This is a genomic window from Jeotgalicoccus halotolerans (assembly GCF_003387165.1).
GTDB lineage: Bacteria > Bacillota > Bacilli > Staphylococcales > Salinicoccaceae > Jeotgalicoccus > Jeotgalicoccus halotolerans.
This window is the reverse complement of record NZ_QUMW01000009.1, coordinates 335,579-351,876: the sequence shown is the minus strand read 5'-3', so window position 1 is coordinate 351,876 and position 16,298 is coordinate 335,579. Positions and strand designations below refer to the sequence as shown.

At 43.2% G+C, this 16,298-nt stretch carries 15 protein-coding genes and 1 riboswitch; of the genes, 4 read left to right on the top strand and 11 right to left on the bottom strand.

The annotated features are described in order from the left end of the window. Positions 1 to 4 precede the first annotated feature (4 nt). Both DFR63_RS02995 and DFR63_RS02990 read right to left on the bottom strand, forming a co-directional pair. The gene (locus DFR63_RS02995) at positions 5 to 1,195 is read right to left on the bottom strand and encodes a toxic anion resistance protein (RefSeq protein ID WP_115884256.1); all 1,191 of its coding nucleotides are present in this window, start codon (positions 1,193 to 1,195) and stop codon (positions 5 to 7) included. Continuing rightward, on the bottom strand, positions 1,188 to 1,919 hold the full coding sequence (locus DFR63_RS02990) for a 5-bromo-4-chloroindolyl phosphate hydrolysis family protein (RefSeq protein WP_115884255.1): 732 nt from the start codon (positions 1,917 to 1,919) through the stop codon (positions 1,188 to 1,190). The genes DFR63_RS02995 and DFR63_RS02990 overlap by 8 nt, the downstream gene beginning before the upstream one ends. Before the next feature lie 123 nt (positions 1,920 to 2,042). Here DFR63_RS02990 and DFR63_RS02985 point away from each other — a divergent pair, with 123 nt between their 5' ends. The 3 genes from DFR63_RS02985 (at position 2,043) to DFR63_RS02975 (ending at position 3,958) form a co-directional block, all read left to right on the top strand. Then, positions 2,043 to 2,339, top strand: coding sequence for a DUF1033 family protein (locus DFR63_RS02985; RefSeq protein ID WP_115884254.1), 297 nt, complete (start codon positions 2,043 to 2,045; stop codon positions 2,337 to 2,339). A gap of 115 nt (positions 2,340 to 2,454) precedes the next feature. Next, positions 2,455 to 2,655 (top strand): cold shock protein CspA, encoded by a 201-nt coding sequence (gene cspA, locus DFR63_RS02980; protein WP_026859816.1) that lies wholly within the window; start codon positions 2,455 to 2,457, stop codon positions 2,653 to 2,655. A gap of 322 nt (positions 2,656 to 2,977) precedes the next feature. Next, positions 2,978 to 3,958: a nuclease-related domain-containing protein gene (locus tag DFR63_RS02975; protein ID WP_115884253.1), complete on the top strand. Its 981-nt coding sequence runs from the start codon at positions 2,978 to 2,980 to the stop codon at positions 3,956 to 3,958. A 296-nt stretch (positions 3,959 to 4,254) separates the two neighbouring features. Here DFR63_RS02975 and lysA read toward each other — a convergent pair whose 3' ends face one another. The 8 genes from lysA to DFR63_RS02935 all read right to left on the bottom strand — a co-directional run bounded on the left by lysA (position 4,255) and on the right by DFR63_RS02935 (position 13,012). Next, positions 4,255 to 5,535, bottom strand: coding sequence for a diaminopimelate decarboxylase (gene lysA / locus DFR63_RS02970; protein WP_115884252.1), 1,281 nt, complete (start codon positions 5,533 to 5,535; stop codon positions 4,255 to 4,257). Further along, complete coding sequence (locus tag DFR63_RS02965) at positions 5,525 to 6,595, bottom strand: alanine racemase (RefSeq protein ID WP_115884251.1); 1,071 nt, start codon at positions 6,593 to 6,595, stop codon at positions 5,525 to 5,527. Before DFR63_RS02965 ends, lysA begins: the two co-directional genes overlap by 11 nt. Positions 6,596 to 6,612: 17 nt before the next feature. Then, complete coding sequence (locus tag DFR63_RS02960) at positions 6,613 to 7,764, bottom strand: M20 metallopeptidase family protein (RefSeq protein WP_115884250.1); 1,152 nt, start codon at positions 7,762 to 7,764, stop codon at positions 6,613 to 6,615. Continuing rightward, positions 7,764 to 8,480, bottom strand: coding sequence for a 2,3,4,5-tetrahydropyridine-2,6-dicarboxylate N-acetyltransferase (dapD, locus tag DFR63_RS02955; protein WP_115884249.1), 717 nt, complete (start codon positions 8,478 to 8,480; stop codon positions 7,764 to 7,766). The genes DFR63_RS02960 and dapD overlap by 1 nt, the downstream gene beginning before the upstream one ends. Before the next feature lie 14 nt (positions 8,481 to 8,494). Next, positions 8,495 to 9,208, bottom strand: coding sequence for a 4-hydroxy-tetrahydrodipicolinate reductase (dapB, locus tag DFR63_RS02950; protein ID WP_115884248.1), 714 nt, complete (start codon positions 9,206 to 9,208; stop codon positions 8,495 to 8,497). Further along, on the bottom strand, positions 9,205 to 10,092 hold the full coding sequence (gene dapA, locus DFR63_RS02945) for a 4-hydroxy-tetrahydrodipicolinate synthase (RefSeq protein ID WP_115884247.1): 888 nt from the start codon (positions 10,090 to 10,092) through the stop codon (positions 9,205 to 9,207). Before dapA ends, dapB begins: the two co-directional genes overlap by 4 nt. Before the next feature lie 13 nt (positions 10,093 to 10,105). Beyond that, positions 10,106 to 11,083 carry an aspartate-semialdehyde dehydrogenase gene (locus DFR63_RS02940; RefSeq protein WP_115884246.1) on the bottom strand — a complete coding sequence of 326 codons (978 nt, stop codon included), beginning with the start codon at positions 11,081 to 11,083 and terminating at the stop codon, positions 10,106 to 10,108. A gap of 86 nt (positions 11,084 to 11,169) precedes the next feature. After that, positions 11,170 to 11,348, bottom strand: a riboswitch (Lysine riboswitch). A 62-nt stretch (positions 11,349 to 11,410) separates the two neighbouring features. Next, positions 11,411 to 13,012: an ABC-F family ATP-binding cassette domain-containing protein gene (locus DFR63_RS02935; RefSeq protein ID WP_115884245.1), complete on the bottom strand. Its 1,602-nt coding sequence runs from the start codon at positions 13,010 to 13,012 to the stop codon at positions 11,411 to 11,413. A gap of 187 nt (positions 13,013 to 13,199) precedes the next feature. Between DFR63_RS02935 and DFR63_RS02930 the strand changes: the two genes are divergently transcribed. Beyond that, positions 13,200 to 14,072 carry a CvfB family protein gene (locus DFR63_RS02930; protein WP_115884244.1) on the top strand — a complete coding sequence of 291 codons (873 nt, stop codon included), beginning with the start codon at positions 13,200 to 13,202 and terminating at the stop codon, positions 14,070 to 14,072. A 340-nt stretch (positions 14,073 to 14,412) separates the two neighbouring features. On the opposite strand, the gene pepF is transcribed toward DFR63_RS02930, so the two are convergent. Next, entirely contained in the window at positions 14,413 to 16,218 is a 1,806-nt protein-coding gene (gene pepF, locus DFR63_RS02925) for an oligoendopeptidase F (protein ID WP_115884243.1), read from the bottom strand. Positions 16,219 to 16,298 lie beyond the last annotated feature (80 nt).

The window sequence follows — 16,298 nt, the reverse complement described above, 5'->3', positions numbered from 1 at the left end:
ATCATTAGTATCTGTGTTTATCTTTAATCTGAAGGAGACGTTCTTTCAGTTCTTTTTCCATCGTTACCAGTTCAGCCTCTGCAGATTTACGTTTATCGGTACCTTCAGACTGGATTCTGAGTGTTTCTTCAATGGTTGTAACCAGATTTTCCTGAGTGGTTTTCAGCGTTTCAATATCGACGATGCCGCGTTCATTTTCAGCTGCAGTTCTCAATGAGTTCTGTTTCAGCATCTCACTGTTTTTAGTGAGCAGGTCATTCGTCGTATTTGTTACTTCACGCTGGGCTTTCGATGCCGATTCCTGACGGAGCAGGGTAAGGGCAATAGCCATCTGGTTTTTCCATAACGGAATACTCGTGAGAATCGAGCTCTGGATTTTTTCAGCGAGTGTCTGGTTGATATTTTGAATCATCCGGATTTGCGGTGCCGACTGCAGTGTAATCTGTCTCGACAGTTTTAAATCGTGCACGCGCTTCTCTAAACGGTTGATATACTGCATCATATCGTTGACATCCTGTACATCCATCTGATTGCCGGAAGCATCTGCTTCAGCTTTTAAGCGCGGCAGTGTTTCCTGCTCCAGTTCTTCTTTTTTAAGCTCTGCTGCTGCGATATATATATTAATCGCATCGAAATAGTCCTTATTCTGATTGTACAGCCCATCAAGCATATTCACGTCTTTAATCAATACTTCCTTCGCATGCTCAAGCTGAATTGAAATACGGTCGACCTGTGACGCAATACTCTGATGTTTCGAGATCATTTCATTTACGGAACGTTTTACACGCCCGAACATACGCTTGAAAATATTACTTTTCTCATTCGTCAGTTCTTCCGGATCAATCTCTTTTAATTTTTTCATCAGTTCTTCAAGAGTTTCACCGATAGGGCCGACATCTTTCGACTGCACTTCGCTCAGCATCTGATGAGAGAACTTAGACATTGCCTGCTGTGCACTCGCTCCGTAAGTAATCAGTGCATCGTTATTCAGCGGTTCAATTTTATCTTTAATTTCATGGATAGATTTAAGATCTGATTCACTGAATTGATCTTTAAACGTCGTCAGCACTTCGCTGTCTTTCGGTTTTGCTGCCGCAGCTTCTTCCGGCTGCAGTATTAAACTGTCGTTACTGTCATCAGCTTCTTTAAACGGATCCATTAAAAGTTCGTCCTTAAGATTTCTTTCTTCAGCCATTTCCTTCACCCCGGTGTACTTTTTCTGTTTCTTTTTCAGTGTGTCGTTTTTGCTTCAAATTCACTTTTTCTTTGCCGAGCTTATTATCAAGTGCTGCCTGGCGTTTTTTGGCGCGGGCGGAGTTCATCTTAATTAAATCGCGTTCAACATTTAAATCCTGGTAGCTCCGCTGGTTCATGTGCGAGAGGTTCGACTGCAGCGTACGCTTCAATTCTAACATTGATAAACGCGTCTCGTGCAGCTGAATACGTTCATCTTTTGATTTCCCCGGCATCTTATACAGATAAAGGTATTTTTCAATCGTATTGACCGCAGTTTCCAGATTAGAATGGAAAAACTGCTGTACGCTGTAAAACTGCCTAGGGTCTTCCTCTACAGATGAAATAATCGTTTTAACGATCCGGTTAATCTCGAATATCATCTTCGCGTCTTTTATCGACCTGATATTCATATAGCTGGAACGCAAACGATTCGTATGCTCTTTCGCCTGAGCGAGCTGTTCTTTTATATATTTGTACTCACTGTTTGTGAGTTTCAATTTCTCTAAATGCTTATGATGTGAAATACGCTGGGCGGGCAGGTATGATGCACCAAAACCGCCGATGCCGACGATGACGTCTAAAAACATATGAATATCGAATATATTAGACGACAGTACCCAAGCGAGGAGGCCGGCCGGTACAGCAATCACAGAAGCAATGAAATGTGAATAATTACTCTTCATTGTTCAAAACCCCTTAGTATAGATGTGCCTATTTAGTACAATTATAAAGCGTTATGCTTGATAATGCTAATTATACGCGTTTATAATAATGAATAATATCGGCCAGGGAATGGAGTTTTAAACATGTATGAAGTCGTAATCGTTAAAGCGGATTATGAGGGCTGGTGGCTCTTCGACGGTTGGCAGGACAACATTATTAACAGGCATCAGTTTAATGACACTGCTCAGATGCTGTCAGGCTACAAGTCAATTCTTGAACAGATGAAAAATGATTACAGCAGCTATATTCAGGGTAAATATGATTTATGCGCATTTTTTAACGCATGTGAAATCGAATTTTGCGAAGAGTGTGATGAAGACGTGCAAATATTCTACACGCCGATAATGACAAAAAATAATGAATTTTATAATAATTTGTAAAAACGTCACACAATTGTTAGAAACACATTTGCAATATAATGAAGTATGTTGTATAATATGAATCATCAGTAAGTTCTTCTTATTGATAATTTACGTCTTTTGGAGGATTTTATTAATGAAACAAGGTACAGTGAAATGGTTTAACGCAGAAAAAGGATTCGGCTTCATCGAAATTGAAGGAGAAAACGACGTATTCGTACACTTCTCAGCAATCAACCAAGAAGGCTACAAGTCTCTTGAAGAAGGTCAAGCAGTTGAATTTGAAGTAGTTGAAGGCGACCGCGGTCCACAAGCTGCAAACGTTGCTAAACTATAATTATAAATTGATTCATTTGAATAATTTGTAACTTCTAAACAAGCACCCGGATTTTATCCGGGTGCTTGTTTTTTTGAGCGGGGATTGCATTGTAACAAATATGTTTAACCTTTTATTATCTCTTAAATGTAAAATTAAGAAAATACTTTTTATGGAAATATATTTTACATCTGCATACATATAATTCCATTAGTAATGAAACTTGTGTAAATTGTAAACCAGTTTTGCTATTTTTGTTTTTAAGTAACTTTTTTAAAAGGAAACTGTACTTTTCACCTATATAGAGGGTAGAAGGGTTTTTATTTTAAAAGGGGGTCTTATATTGTTTATCAATGAAAGAACAAAACCGCATGAGTTAATTTATTACGAAGCACTGTCTGCTAGGACTTCGCTGATGAAACAAGAGTCAGCAAAGTTCGGGAATGTGAAGAAAGGTTATGAAGGCGAAATGCTGTACGATCAGATTTTTGACAGTATCGGTCATGGCAACGTATTGATTTATCGGGATCTTTTTCTCAGCATTGACGGCTCAGTTACACAGTACGATACTTTGATAATTAGTGATAGTGGTATTATTTCGAATGAAATCAAAAATTTTTCCGGCAGTATCACGGTTCGTGACGGCAGCTGGTATAGAGGGAATTTCTCAATTCCGAATGACGCTTTCAGTCAGCTGAACCGTGCAGTCGGAAAATTAATGGAACTTAGGAATGCATCTCGGAGTGATTTTAAGGTGTCCTGGAAGCTCATTTTTCCTAATGACAATTTCACTTTTCATTCTGATGACCAATCGAATTGGAGTAAAATTACACTTCGCTCCGGTCTGCGCAACTATTTCCGCCAGTTTAATCAATCAGGAATTGCGGCTGGGAATAAAGCGCAATATATTTCACGGCTAATCAGCAGCAGTATAGTTGAAAATCCTTACTTTAAACCAGAGGTCGATAAAACCCGCCTGAAATTCGGCTTGTATTGCGGCTGGTGCGGAAGTTTTAACCTCAGTAAAAAGAGATTTCATTTGAACTGTAACAAATGCGGCAGCACCGAATGCAATGAAACCCATCTGCTTCGCGCTATGAGCGATTATAAATTTTTATTTTATAATCAGCCGATGACAAGAAATTCACTATTGAAGTTTATCGATTATGAAATACCTCAATACACAGTTTCGAGATTCGTGAATAAGTATTGTTTCCAACACAAAAGGGGAAATACGAGTCACTATACATTTAAATATTATGATTTTAATGATGCGATTAATAAATCAGATGTATATAAACGATATAGGGACAGCAGACCCTAGAATATTGGAAGGGGTTCACAACGGCGTAATGGTGTTGTTATCCGGAGGCGTTTGATTCACAACGGCGAAATGGCGTTGTGATCCGGTGGTGTTTGATTCACAACGGCGAAATGGCGTTGTGATCCGGTGGTGTTTGATTCACAACGGCGAAATGGTGTTGTGATCCGGAGGCGTTTGATTCACAACGGCAGCATCATCAGAGAAGAATCAGAGTAAATATCAGCCTTCGAACAGATAAAAAGACATTATGAATAATAAAAAGCTCTTCTGAAATTCACTTTTCAGAAGAGCTTACTTTATCTCACATCATTTTCAATCAGCTGGTCGAGTGTCTGCCGTCTGATGACTTCGCGCACGCCGGATTCACCGACGAATACGACCGCAGGTTTTCTCATCTGGTTGTAGTTTGATGCCATGGAGTAGTGGTAAGCGCCGGTCGTTCTCACCGCGAGCAGATCGCCGCGTTTCAAATCATCCGGAAGCATTTTATTTTTGCCGATGATATCTCCGGATTCACATAATTTCCCAACCACGTGCGATGACACACTGGTGTCCAAAACGCTCTCAGTCACAGGGACAACTTCATATTCGGCACCATACAGTGGTGTCCGGATATGATCGCTCATGCCGCCATCTACAGAAACGTACTTGGCAACGCCCGGGATATTTTTAATAGTCCCGACCTCGTAGACAGTAATTGCTGCTTCGGCGGCAATCGAGCGGCCGGGTTCAATCATGACGTGAGGAAGTTTGCGTCCTGATGCTGCTGTAACTTCTTTTAAGTGATTAAGAATCGCATCGAATCCTTCTTCGATCGGGAAGCGCACATCGCCTTCAGTATATTTCACACCGTAGCCGCCGCCCATATTTAAAATCTCCAGATCAATTTGGTGTTCATCGAGCCAGCTGTAGACATTCGTTACAGCATTGATAAACGGCGTGCTGTCATCGAGCTGGGATCCCAAATGATAGTGGATGCCTTTAAAGTTTAAAGACCTGCTCTTTTGAATTTTATCGATGGCCGTCTTCGCCGCCCCGTTCGTGAGAGACAGTCCAAATTTGCTGTCTTCCTGTCCCGTCGAAATATAATCATGCGTGTTCACTTCAACACTCGGATTAATGCGGATCAGCACGTTCACACCGTCATCATCAGAAAGTCCGGAAGCTAAGCCCTCAATCAGGTCAATTTCGTCGAGACCGTCAATAATGAAGAACCGCACGCCATGATCTAAAGCATATTCAATCTCTTCAGCGGTCTTATTATTGCCGTGAAAGTGAATGTCTTCCACCGGAAATCCCGCAGCCAGAGTCGTGTAAAGCTCACCGACTGATACGACGTCGAGCTCCATATTCTGGCTCTCGAGCAGTTTTATCATCTGGACGCTGCTGAACGCTTTTGAAGCGTAGGACACAGAGTAGGGAATGCTATGGCTTTTTAAGACTTTGTGATATCTCTCCATCATACCGGTCATATACATTTCGTCGTATATAATAACCGGTGTGCCGTACTGTGCTGCTATATCACTAATTTTATGCCCTCTGACTTGAAGTTCTCCCGCTGAATAATTAAACGTCATAAATAATTTCTCTCCCCAATGATTGGTAATTTAAAGCCCCGAGCTGTTCCGAGTTGGCACCGACTCCGAGCTTCGTATATTTATCGATACGAAGCTTGCTGTTATAAAGATAAACCGGCATATCAGCCCGGACATCATCGTCAACCAGGACGACCATATGGCTCATCATCAGTGCGACAATCGGATAAACTTTTCCGCCAATTTCACATTCATATCCCGCACGCGCACGGAGCACTCCGTCACCGTAGCCGATATCCACGACCGCCACTGTACAGTCTTTGTCCGCCTTAAAAGCCGCACCGTAACCGAGTGTCATTCCCTCAGTCAGCTGTCTGAACTGGATAATCGGTGCTGACAGTGTCGAGCTCTGAATAAAGTCTTTATCATCTAATTCAGCGTACGGTTTCGAACCATAGAGACCGATGCCGAGCCGGACATGAGTATGTCCATCAAAGATACCGTCCCGCACATAGCTCGCACTGTTCTGTGCGTGGATCATCTCAGGGGTGAGGCCAAGCTTTCGGACCTCGCGAGCAAACTCCAGCCACATGCCGCTTTCCTTTTCATAGATGCCGTCGAACTCATCGGAGTAGCCGAAATGTGTCCAGAGACCTGTGAAATTCAGTTCGATACCTGACGCTTTCATATCCTTTAAAATATACTCGAGTTCATTAATATCCGTTAATCCCGACCGGTTAAACAGTCCGGCATATTCAATATGAATATTAAGACCCTGAAGTTCGTGTTTATATGTATCATAATAACCGGAAGAGGGCAGGGTGATATGAAGATTAAACATACGCGCCCGTTTAAAGTCCGTCGTCGGATTCATTAGAATAATATCGGCGCTGTCTCCGCACATTTGGCGTATTTTAACCGCATCATCCATCGACGTTGTTGCAAATGCGCGGATGCCTGAAATTGCAAAGGCCTTGACCGCAAATTCCAGTCCGTAGTTATATGCATTATTTTTAACGACCGCGATCGTTTGGCCCGGCAGCTGAAATTGTCTGGCCTGTTTAATAAACTCTGCTTCATCGGTTTGAAAAATACCGCCCATTGCCATGTCTCCCTGTTTTAGTAATTGTTTAACAATGCTTCATAATAATCCGCAACTTTAATCAGCACGCGCTCATCAAAGTTAAACGTATCGGTATGCAGACTTGATGCGTAGCCTTTTTCAAGGTTGCGCGAGCCTGCGAAGACAAAGTACGTTTTTGCGATGTTACTGTAAAAGCTGAAGTCCTCACCGAATAAATACGGTTTATCTTTTTCTATTCCACGGAGTCCCGCAGCGCTTATCGAAGTTTCAACAAGCTGATTTAAGCCCGCATCATTTTTCACTGCAGGATAACCTTCAGTGTAATGCAGCTCGACAGATGCACCGTACAGCAGTTCAGCTGCTTCTTTAATTTTAGTCATCTGAGATTTAATCACAGCAAGATCAGACGCTTCGTACGTACGGATCGTTCCGCTCAAACGGGCATTGGCAGGCACTGTATTGACCGCTTCACCCGAGCTGATTTTACCCATATGAATAATGTTGCGGTTGAGTCCGTCCAGGTGGAACTGCTGGATATTGCCGACTTCACCGGCTATTTTAACTATTGTCTCAAGAGTTGAAATGCCCTGGTGCTTCTGGGCCACATGTGCACTGGCGCCTTTTACAGTAAAATGAAATTCCGTTGCGCTCGCTGTTAATTCATCATCTCTGTACAGGACCAGTCCTTCATCTTCATCCGGCATTAAATGCACACCGAAAATCGCAGCGAAATCAGGACGGTTTTCCCAGGCTTTGATCATTAAATTCGCACCGGCATTCGCTTCTTCTGACGGCTGGAAGATAAAGACGCAATTATGCTTTAACATTCCTTTGTCAGCGAGTGCCTTTGCACGTTTCACAAACAAAAGAAGGGCAGCAGTATGCCCATCGTGTCCGCATGCATGCATTACATTATCCACGCTGCTCTTATACTCAATCTCATTCTGTTCATGTACCGGCAAGGCATCGATATCGGCACGGAAGCCGAGTGTCTGACCGCTGTTTCCCTCGAGCTCGGCGATGACCCCCGTATCCAGCACCTGGTAATGCGATAGGCCGATTTCTTCTAAAACAGAAATAATATATTCAGTCGTTTTATATTCTTTTAGACTTAATTCCGGATGCTGATGCAGATATCTCCTGTGTTCTGTAACGAACTTAAGCTCTTCTGTATATTCGGAAGACATTAGTCATTCAGCTTTCTGAGCGCCTGAACGATTTCTTTTTTAGAGCCAGTGACTTCACTTGCCTGCTTAATGACGCGTGCCGGTGTACCGCCGACGACTGTGCGTGCCGGGACGTCTTCTGTAACAACAGCACCTGCTGCAACAATAGCACCTTTACCGACAGTTACGCCTTCTAAAATTACAGCATTGGCTCCAATCAATACATCATCTTCAATCATAACAGGAGAAGCACTTGGCGGTTCGATTACGCCTGCAAGCACTGCACCGGCACCGACATGGACATTTTTGCCTGTCGTTGCACGGCCGCCCATTACCGCATTCATATCGATCATCGTGCCTTCGCCGACGATAGCACCGATGTTAATTGACGCGCCCATCATAACAACCGCGCCGTCACCGATTACCGCATGTTCGCGGATAAAGGCACCAGGCTCAATACGCGCTTTCGTATTTGTTAAGTCCATTAACGGAATAGCCGAGTTGCGGCGGTCCTGTTCGATGACGATATCCGTGACTTTATCTTCTATTGAAGGGTAGAAAGCCTGCCAGTCGCGCGCATCCGCAAATACAGTTTTTGAATCCTCTGTCCCGAATACTTTGAATGACTCATCGAATTCAACACCTTCAAAGTTACCGTTGATATAAATTTTTAGAGGTGTTGCTTTCTCCGCATCTGAAATGTACTGAATAATCTCTTCAGCTGTAAATTTTTCCATTGTGTAAAAACTCCTTAAAATATGTTGTTATAGTCGTAAAATCCGTTTTCTTTGTGTATAAGACTTTCTGCGGCGCCAATTGCACCGTTTGCAAATATATCTTTCGATTGTGCTATATGTTTCAGTTCGATAACTTCATCGTGTCCTGCAAAGATTGCATCGTGTTCGCCGACAATTGTGCCGCCGCGTATAGCGCTGACGCCGATTTCATCATCTGACCGCTCTTCATTCGCTTCTGATCGGTCATAAACAGGATAGCTGCCCTGTCTAACGTCAAGTGCCGTATCAAGGAGTTTAACGAGCGTACCGCTCGGGGCGTCGACTTTGTGCTTATGATGGCGTTCAACGAGTTCAAGATCAAAGCCGTCGAGCTGTTTCAGTGCTTCACGGAGCAGGTTATTTAAAACGTGTACACCGTAACTCATATTGGCGTTGAAAAATATCGGAGCTGATGCCGCACGTTTTTTCAATGCTGCTACAATTTCTTCTTTTTTCCCTGTCGTTGCCACAACGAGGGGAGTGGTGAAAGGTTTTTCAATGAGAGGCAGAATGCGTTCGGGATTCGAGAAATCGATCGCGACCTCTGCGCCCGCATCATCGATATTTGTATATGCTGGGTAGTCTGTTGTGCCGGATGAAATGACTCCTACAATTTCATGACCTTTTTCCACTGCGAGACGGGCAACGATTTTATTCATCGTCCCGTAGCCGATTAAGAGTATTCTCATACTCTCACACCTTTTCTGAATTCGTTGAAGGCTTCAACAATAGATTGTCTCGCATCTTCTTCCAGCGGCAAGAGCGGCAGTCGAAGCTCGTATTCACCAAAGCCGAGCTCTGCAGTTAGTGCTTTGACCGGAATCGGATTAACATCAATCTGTACAGAACTGATGACAGGCATCAGTGATGAGAATCGCTGTCTTGCTGATGACTCGCCATTTTTCATACCTTCATATACTTCCTGCATCTCACCCGGAATGACGTTGCCGACTACTGAAATTAATCCTTTGCCGCCAAGTGCTGTAAAGTCCGGCAGATTATCATCGTTCCCGCTGTATAATGAAAATTCAGAATCTACAAGGTTTAATACATTAATTGTATAGTTTAAATCGCCGGCCGCATCTTTCAGAGCGACGATATTTTTGTGTCTGCTTAATTCTAATACTGTTTCAGGGTCGATGGACATATTTGTACGGGACGGCACATTATATAAAACAATCGGAATATTAATACTGTCTGCAATCGCTGTAAAGTGTGCAATCAGACCGCGCTGGTTACTTTTATTGTAGTAGGGCGTAATCAGCATAACACCGTCAGCACCCGTTTCTTCAGCGAACACCGATAATTCAATTGACTGCCGAGTTGAGTTCGTGCCTGTGCCTGCAATTACCGGAACCCGGCCCCCAGCAGTTTCAACGCCGACACGGAGTAGTTCTTTAATTTCTTCTGCTGATAAAGTAGGGGATTCGCCGGTCGTGCCGTTAATAATTAAACTTTGTGCATTATTGTCGATTAAATATTCAATATGGTTTCTGAACGCATCGTAGTCTACTTCATTATTTCTAAACGGCGTGGCCATCGCCACTCCGATACCTTCAAAAATCGGACTCATATATATCCGCTCCTTATTTATTATCTATTAATGATTTTAGAATCTGCACTGTATTCTGCGCTGCGCCTTTAAGAATGTTGTCCCCGACACACCATACGTGGAAAGTGTTTTCGAGCGTCGGATCCTTGCGGATACGGCCGACGTAAATTTCGTTCTCATCTGTCGCTTCATACGGAGTAGGATAAACACCTTCAGCAGGATGATCCATCAGGACGATGTGAGGAATATTGCGGAACGCGTCCCTGACTTCTTCTTCTGTCGCATCCTGGTTAAGCGTGACGTTAATTTGTACGCTGTGGCTTGAGATAACCGGCACTCTGACACATGTTGCCGTCACCGCAATTTGATCATCTCCGAGAATTTTCTTCGTTTCATCAATCATTTTGACTTCTTCTTTCGTATAGCCGTCATCTAAAAAGACATCGATTTGCGGAATCACGTTATTGTAAATAGGCTTCGGATATGTCGTCGGCTCAGCACCTTTCGCGCCTTCTTCGAGGTCTCTGATACCGCCTGCACCCGAACCTGAAACTGACTGATATGTTGCGTAGTGTACGCGTTTTACGCCAAATTTATCGTATAGAGGTTTTAAAGCGATGACCGACTGGATTGTTGAACAGTTCGGGTTCGCGATAATTTTACGGTTTAATGATGGTGTATTAATTTCCGGAACGATTAAATCGATATCTTCATGCATTCTAAAGAAACTTGAATTGTCGATAACAATTGCACCGGCTTCTTCAAAGAGCGGGGCGAACTTTTCACTCGTTGAACCGCCGGCACTCATAATTACATAATCAAAACCGTCTTTCGTTCTGTCTTCAGTTAATTCCTGAACTGTAAATGTTTCACCATTCACCTCAAGTTCCTTGCCGCTGGAACGTTTGGAAGAGAAGAGTACCAGTTCGCTATAAGGAATTTTATACTGTTCAACCATTTCGAGCATTTTTGTACCGACGACACCTGTTGCACCGACAATTGCGAGTTTCATAAAATACAGCCTCCTAAAAGTTTATCTGAATAAAAATTTATAAATAAAAAAACAAGCCCGGGTACCGGACTTGTTTTAAATTTATATACAAGCGATGCCCTCCATTATTCATAACAAATAATGACAAATCCATAGCTCTTAACCACTGGATCCAAAAGCTAACGGCTGCACCGCTAACTATTTCGGCATCTCACCCTTTCGTCATATACACTTTGCAGAAGTTAAGTATATGAGTACTATTGATTGATGCGCCTCATCCGTTCTATTCAGTTTTTGATGTTGAATGTCATTATACATAACAAAGTATTCAAAGTAAACAGATAATTTCTAATTCTTTATAATTCCTTTTTCAATAAGGTAATCTTCATAACCGATTTCCTTCACAAGTGCTGTGTTGCTGCTGATATCGAGCACTGTGTTTGAAATTGTATTGATAAACTCCAGGTCATGTGAAGTGAAGATAATTGATCCTTTAAATTTCTTCAGTCCGTCGTTGACTGCAGTAATACTCTCTAAGTCAAGGTGGTTCGTCGGCTCATCCATTAAGAGGACGTTCGCCTGTGACAGCATCATTTTACTGAGCATCGCACGGACTTTCTCTCCACCTGAGAGGACGCTTGCTTTTTTCTTCGCTTCTTCACCGCTGAACAGCATTCTTCCTAAGAATCCGCGGAGGAAGGTTTCTGTCTGTTCTTCAGGCGGAGCGTACTGGCGCAGCCATTCAACCAGGCTTAAATCAACGCCTTCAAAGTACTCCGAGTTATCTTTCGGGAAGTAGCTCTGTGAAGTTGTAACACCCCAGTTGACGTCTCCTGAATCCGGCGTAATTTCACCAGCAAGAATGCGGAGCAGGGTAGTGCGCTGCAGTTCAGAACCGCCTGTTAAAATAACTTTATCGTCAGGAGAGAGCGTGAACGTTAAATTATCAAGTACCGTTTCTCCGTCGATTGAATGCGTCAGATTTCTGACTGTTAACAGCTCGTTGCCGATTTCTCTTTCAGCTGTAAAGCCGACGAAAGGATAACGGCGTGATGACGGCTTAATATCTTCAAGCTCAATTTTCTCGAGCATCTTTTTACGGCTAGTTGCCTGTTTGGATTTTGAAGCGTTGGCACTGAAACGTGCAACGAAGTCTTTCAGCTCTTTAATCTTTTCTTCTTTTTTCTTATTTTGATCCTGAGACATCTGCAGTGCCATCTGGCTTGACTGATACCAGAAGTCATAGTTTCCGACGTAGACCTGAATCTTTCCGAAGTCGAGGTCCGCAATGTGCGTACATACGTTGTTCAGGAAGTGTCTGTCGTGGGATACAACAATCACTGTGTTCTCAAAGTTAATGAGGAATTCTTCCAGCCACTGTACCGCTTCGATATCGAGACCGTTGGTCGGCTCATCCAGGAGCAGCACGTCCGGGTTGCCGAACAGGCTCTGTGCAAGCAGGACTTTAACTTTTGCCGTGTTGTCGATTTCACCCATTGTTTTATCGACCAGCTCATGGGGAATACCAAGACCGTGAAGGAGTGTTTCAGCGTCACTTTCAGCAGTCCAGCCGCCCATTTCGCCGTATTCGCCTTCGAGCTCTGCAGCTCTGATGCCGTCTTCATCTGAGAAATCCGGTTTCATGTAGATTTCATTTTTTTCGTTCATAATAGACCATAATTTTTCGTGACCCATCATTACCATATCGAGTACGCGCGTATCTTCGTAGCCGAAGTGATCCTGGCGGAGGAAAGCCATACGCTCGTCCGCTCCTAAAATAACGTGGCCGTCCGAGTCAACTTCACCTGTCAGGACTTTTAGGAAAGTAGATTTCCCGGCACCGTTCGCACCGATTAAACCGTAGCAGTTTCCCGGGGTGAATTTAATATTTACATCTTCAAATAATTTTCTGTCTCCAAATCTCAGACTCACGTCGCTAACTTGCAGCATGTGCATTCTCCTTTATATTAAAACAATCGTTTTAGTTTACATTCATAAGCGATAATACCATAAATATGGTATTATTTAAATATATCAGTATGTTCATCCGTATGCTTACTATTTAAAAACCACAATATTAAACATTAACCGATAAATGAATAATACACAATAGAAACAATATTAATGAGGAGTCTATATGACAAAAATTTCAGGTACTACACAATTTTTAAAAGTGATTAAAAAAGAGGGTTCGACGTACACTCTCGTTACAGAAGACGAAAAGTATATCCGTATGAACCGTTCGGAAATCGAAGGGGATAAAGACTACGACATCGATGAAGAAGTCCTCGTTTTTATTTACCCGAACCGCTCGGGTGAACTGTTTGCGACACCGAATCTGCCGAGCATTACCGCGACTAAATTCGGCTATGCCCGAGTCAGTGAAGTTAACCGCGACGGTGCTTATCTCGACATCGGCTCACCGCGCGAAATTTTAATTCCGTGGATCGATCTGCCGCGGAAGAAAGAAGTATGGCCGCAGGTCGGCGATATGGTCTATGCAACGATTCGCGTCGAGGCAGATGATCAGCTGTTCGGGCGCTTAATTACAGAAACAGAGGTGGATGAAAAATTCCAGCCGCTGAAAAAAGAAGACTACGAAACACTCGGCAACAAATGGCTGACTGGGCGTCCTTACCGTCTGCTCCGCGTCGGCACATTTATTTTATCCGAAGAAGGCTATAAAGTATTTGTCCACGAGACAGAACGCGAACAAGAACCGCGCCTCGGCCAGGAAGTAAACTTCCGCGTAATCGGCATCAACGACAAGGGCGAAGTTAACGGCTCCTTTTTGGAGAAAGCCTACAAACGCTTAGGCACGGACGGCGAACGAATTTTAGAATATATGGAGATGCACGGCGACATGATGGAATTTACGGACAAAAGTTCACCAGAAGACATCAAAGCCGCATTTAACTTGTCGAAAGGTCAGTTTAAACGCGCTTTAGGCGGACTTTTAAAAGAAGGCAAGATCGAATTTGTAAACGGCGCAACTCATTTGAAGAAATAAGCTTGTATTGACGGAACCCCTGGGAGGGATTCCGTTTTTTTGGTTTTTTGGGCTTTTGGGGCTTTTGCGTGACTATGAGCGACCTTCATTGGCACTTAAACGCTTCTATGTGACTATGAGCGACCTTCATTGGCACTTAAACGCTCCTACGTGACTATGAGCGACCTTCATTGGCACTTAAACGCTCCTACGTGACTATGAGCAACGCTCATTGGCACTTAAACGCTCCTACGTGACTATGAGCAACGCTCATTGGCACTAATATAGAAAAATCACTTGAACCCTCAAAAAGACAAACAAAAACGGAGGGACTCATGTCCCTCCGCTATTTAAATCTGTTTTATCCCTCTATTTCTTCCGTCAGCGTTTCCAGTTCATCCACCAGTTCGCCGATGTATTGAATTGTGTTTTTCAAGGGAGCATCTGTCGTAATATCGATGCCTGCCATTTTCGCCAGTTCAACCGGTGTTTCTTTGCCGCCTGTTTTTAAAACTTTCAGCCATTCATCAACTGCGGTCTGTCCCTCATTCAGAATACGCTGCGACATTTCCGTCGCAATTGTTAATCCTGCAGAATACGTATACGGATAAAGTCCCATGTAGTAGTGGGGCTGTCTCATCCAAGTCAGTTCCGCACCTTCAGTAATTTCAACATCGTCACCCCAGAATCTCTCAATCACACCGCGTTTAATTTCATTCAGCGATTCTGCAGTTACAGTTTCGTAGTTATCCACGCGTTTGTACACTTCGCGCTGGTAAGCTGCTTCCAGCAGGTGGGTCACAAAGTTATGATAGTACGTGCGTGAAATAATTGAACTGATTACCCAGCGTTTAAATTTCGGATCTTCCGAGTTTTTCAGCAGATGGTTAGCCATCAGCATTTCGTTCATCGTACTCGGCGCTTCGATAAAGTACATCGACGGTCGCGTATCAAAAATATTCTGCGCACGGTTGGCATTATAGAAATGCCCCGCGTGGCCAAGTTCATGGGCAAGAACGAAAACTTCTTCCATTAAAGAAGACCATGAAATTAAGATAAACGGATGTGATCCGTAAGGGCTCGAACAGAAAGCACCAGTCGATTTCCCTTTATTAATAACGAAATCAATCCAGCGTTCGTCATAGGCGCGGTTAATCATATCCGTATAGTCTTCACCCATAATACCAAGCGCATCTAAAATATATTTGCGCGATTCCTCCACGCTGATTTCCGGCTCACTCGCAGGGTCTAAAGGAATCTTCAAATCTTCATAACGCATTTTATCGAGTCCGTGGACTTTTTGAAGAAGTTTAGCGTACCGTCTCATATGCGGAGCGAGTTCCTCGGTAATTACGTCGATTTGACGGTCGTACAGCTCACGGTCAACTTTTTGGCCGTGGAGCAGGTAGTCAAATACAGAATCGTAGCCGCGGAGGTCAGCTTCCGCTTTCTCCTGTTTTAAATGAATGTCGTAAGTGCCTGCAGTTGTATGCTGGTACTGGCGCAGCGATTCCGAGAACTTTTTAAAGGCAGCACGGCGGACTTCCTTGTCCGGATTCGATTCAAGGACGCCTTCAAATGCAAGATACGATAAAGAATACTCTTTGCCGTCAGCAGTAAACGTACCGAAATCGATATCGAGCAGTTTTGTTTTCTGATATAAATCGTAAGGTCCGTTAAAGACAGAAGAGAAGGAAGCCAGTGCTTTTTCTACCTTCTGATCCAGCTGGTAAGGTTTATTGCGCAGTAAATCTTCAATAAAGCCTGTATATTCCTCTTTCTCTTTAGCGATATCATGCAAGAAAGATTCATCTTTTGCTAATAACTCACTTTGTAAAAAGCTTGTTTTCGAACTTAAAGAAGTACCCGCATTGCCGACCAGTGCACCAAGTTTTTGTGCCTGCTGATCTCCGCGGTCTCCCGATAATCGCAAGTTCGAATATGTACTGATTAGGACGAATTGCTCTAAAATATCACGGTAGCTGTCAATTGCTCTAACAGCAGAGCTGACGTCGTCCATCTGTCCCTGGAATTCCGATTCAAAAGAATCGATTTTTTCTTTAACAGAATCAATCGCCGACTCACATGCTTTATCATCCTTAAATAAAGGACTGAGATCCCATGTGTAATTGACATCGACATCCTGTCTGTTTTGTAACTCTGACATTAAATCATCTCCCTGGTTTTTTTATCCCTTTGTTACACAGTTTATTATACATAAGATTTTGAATATTGTATATTCATTAG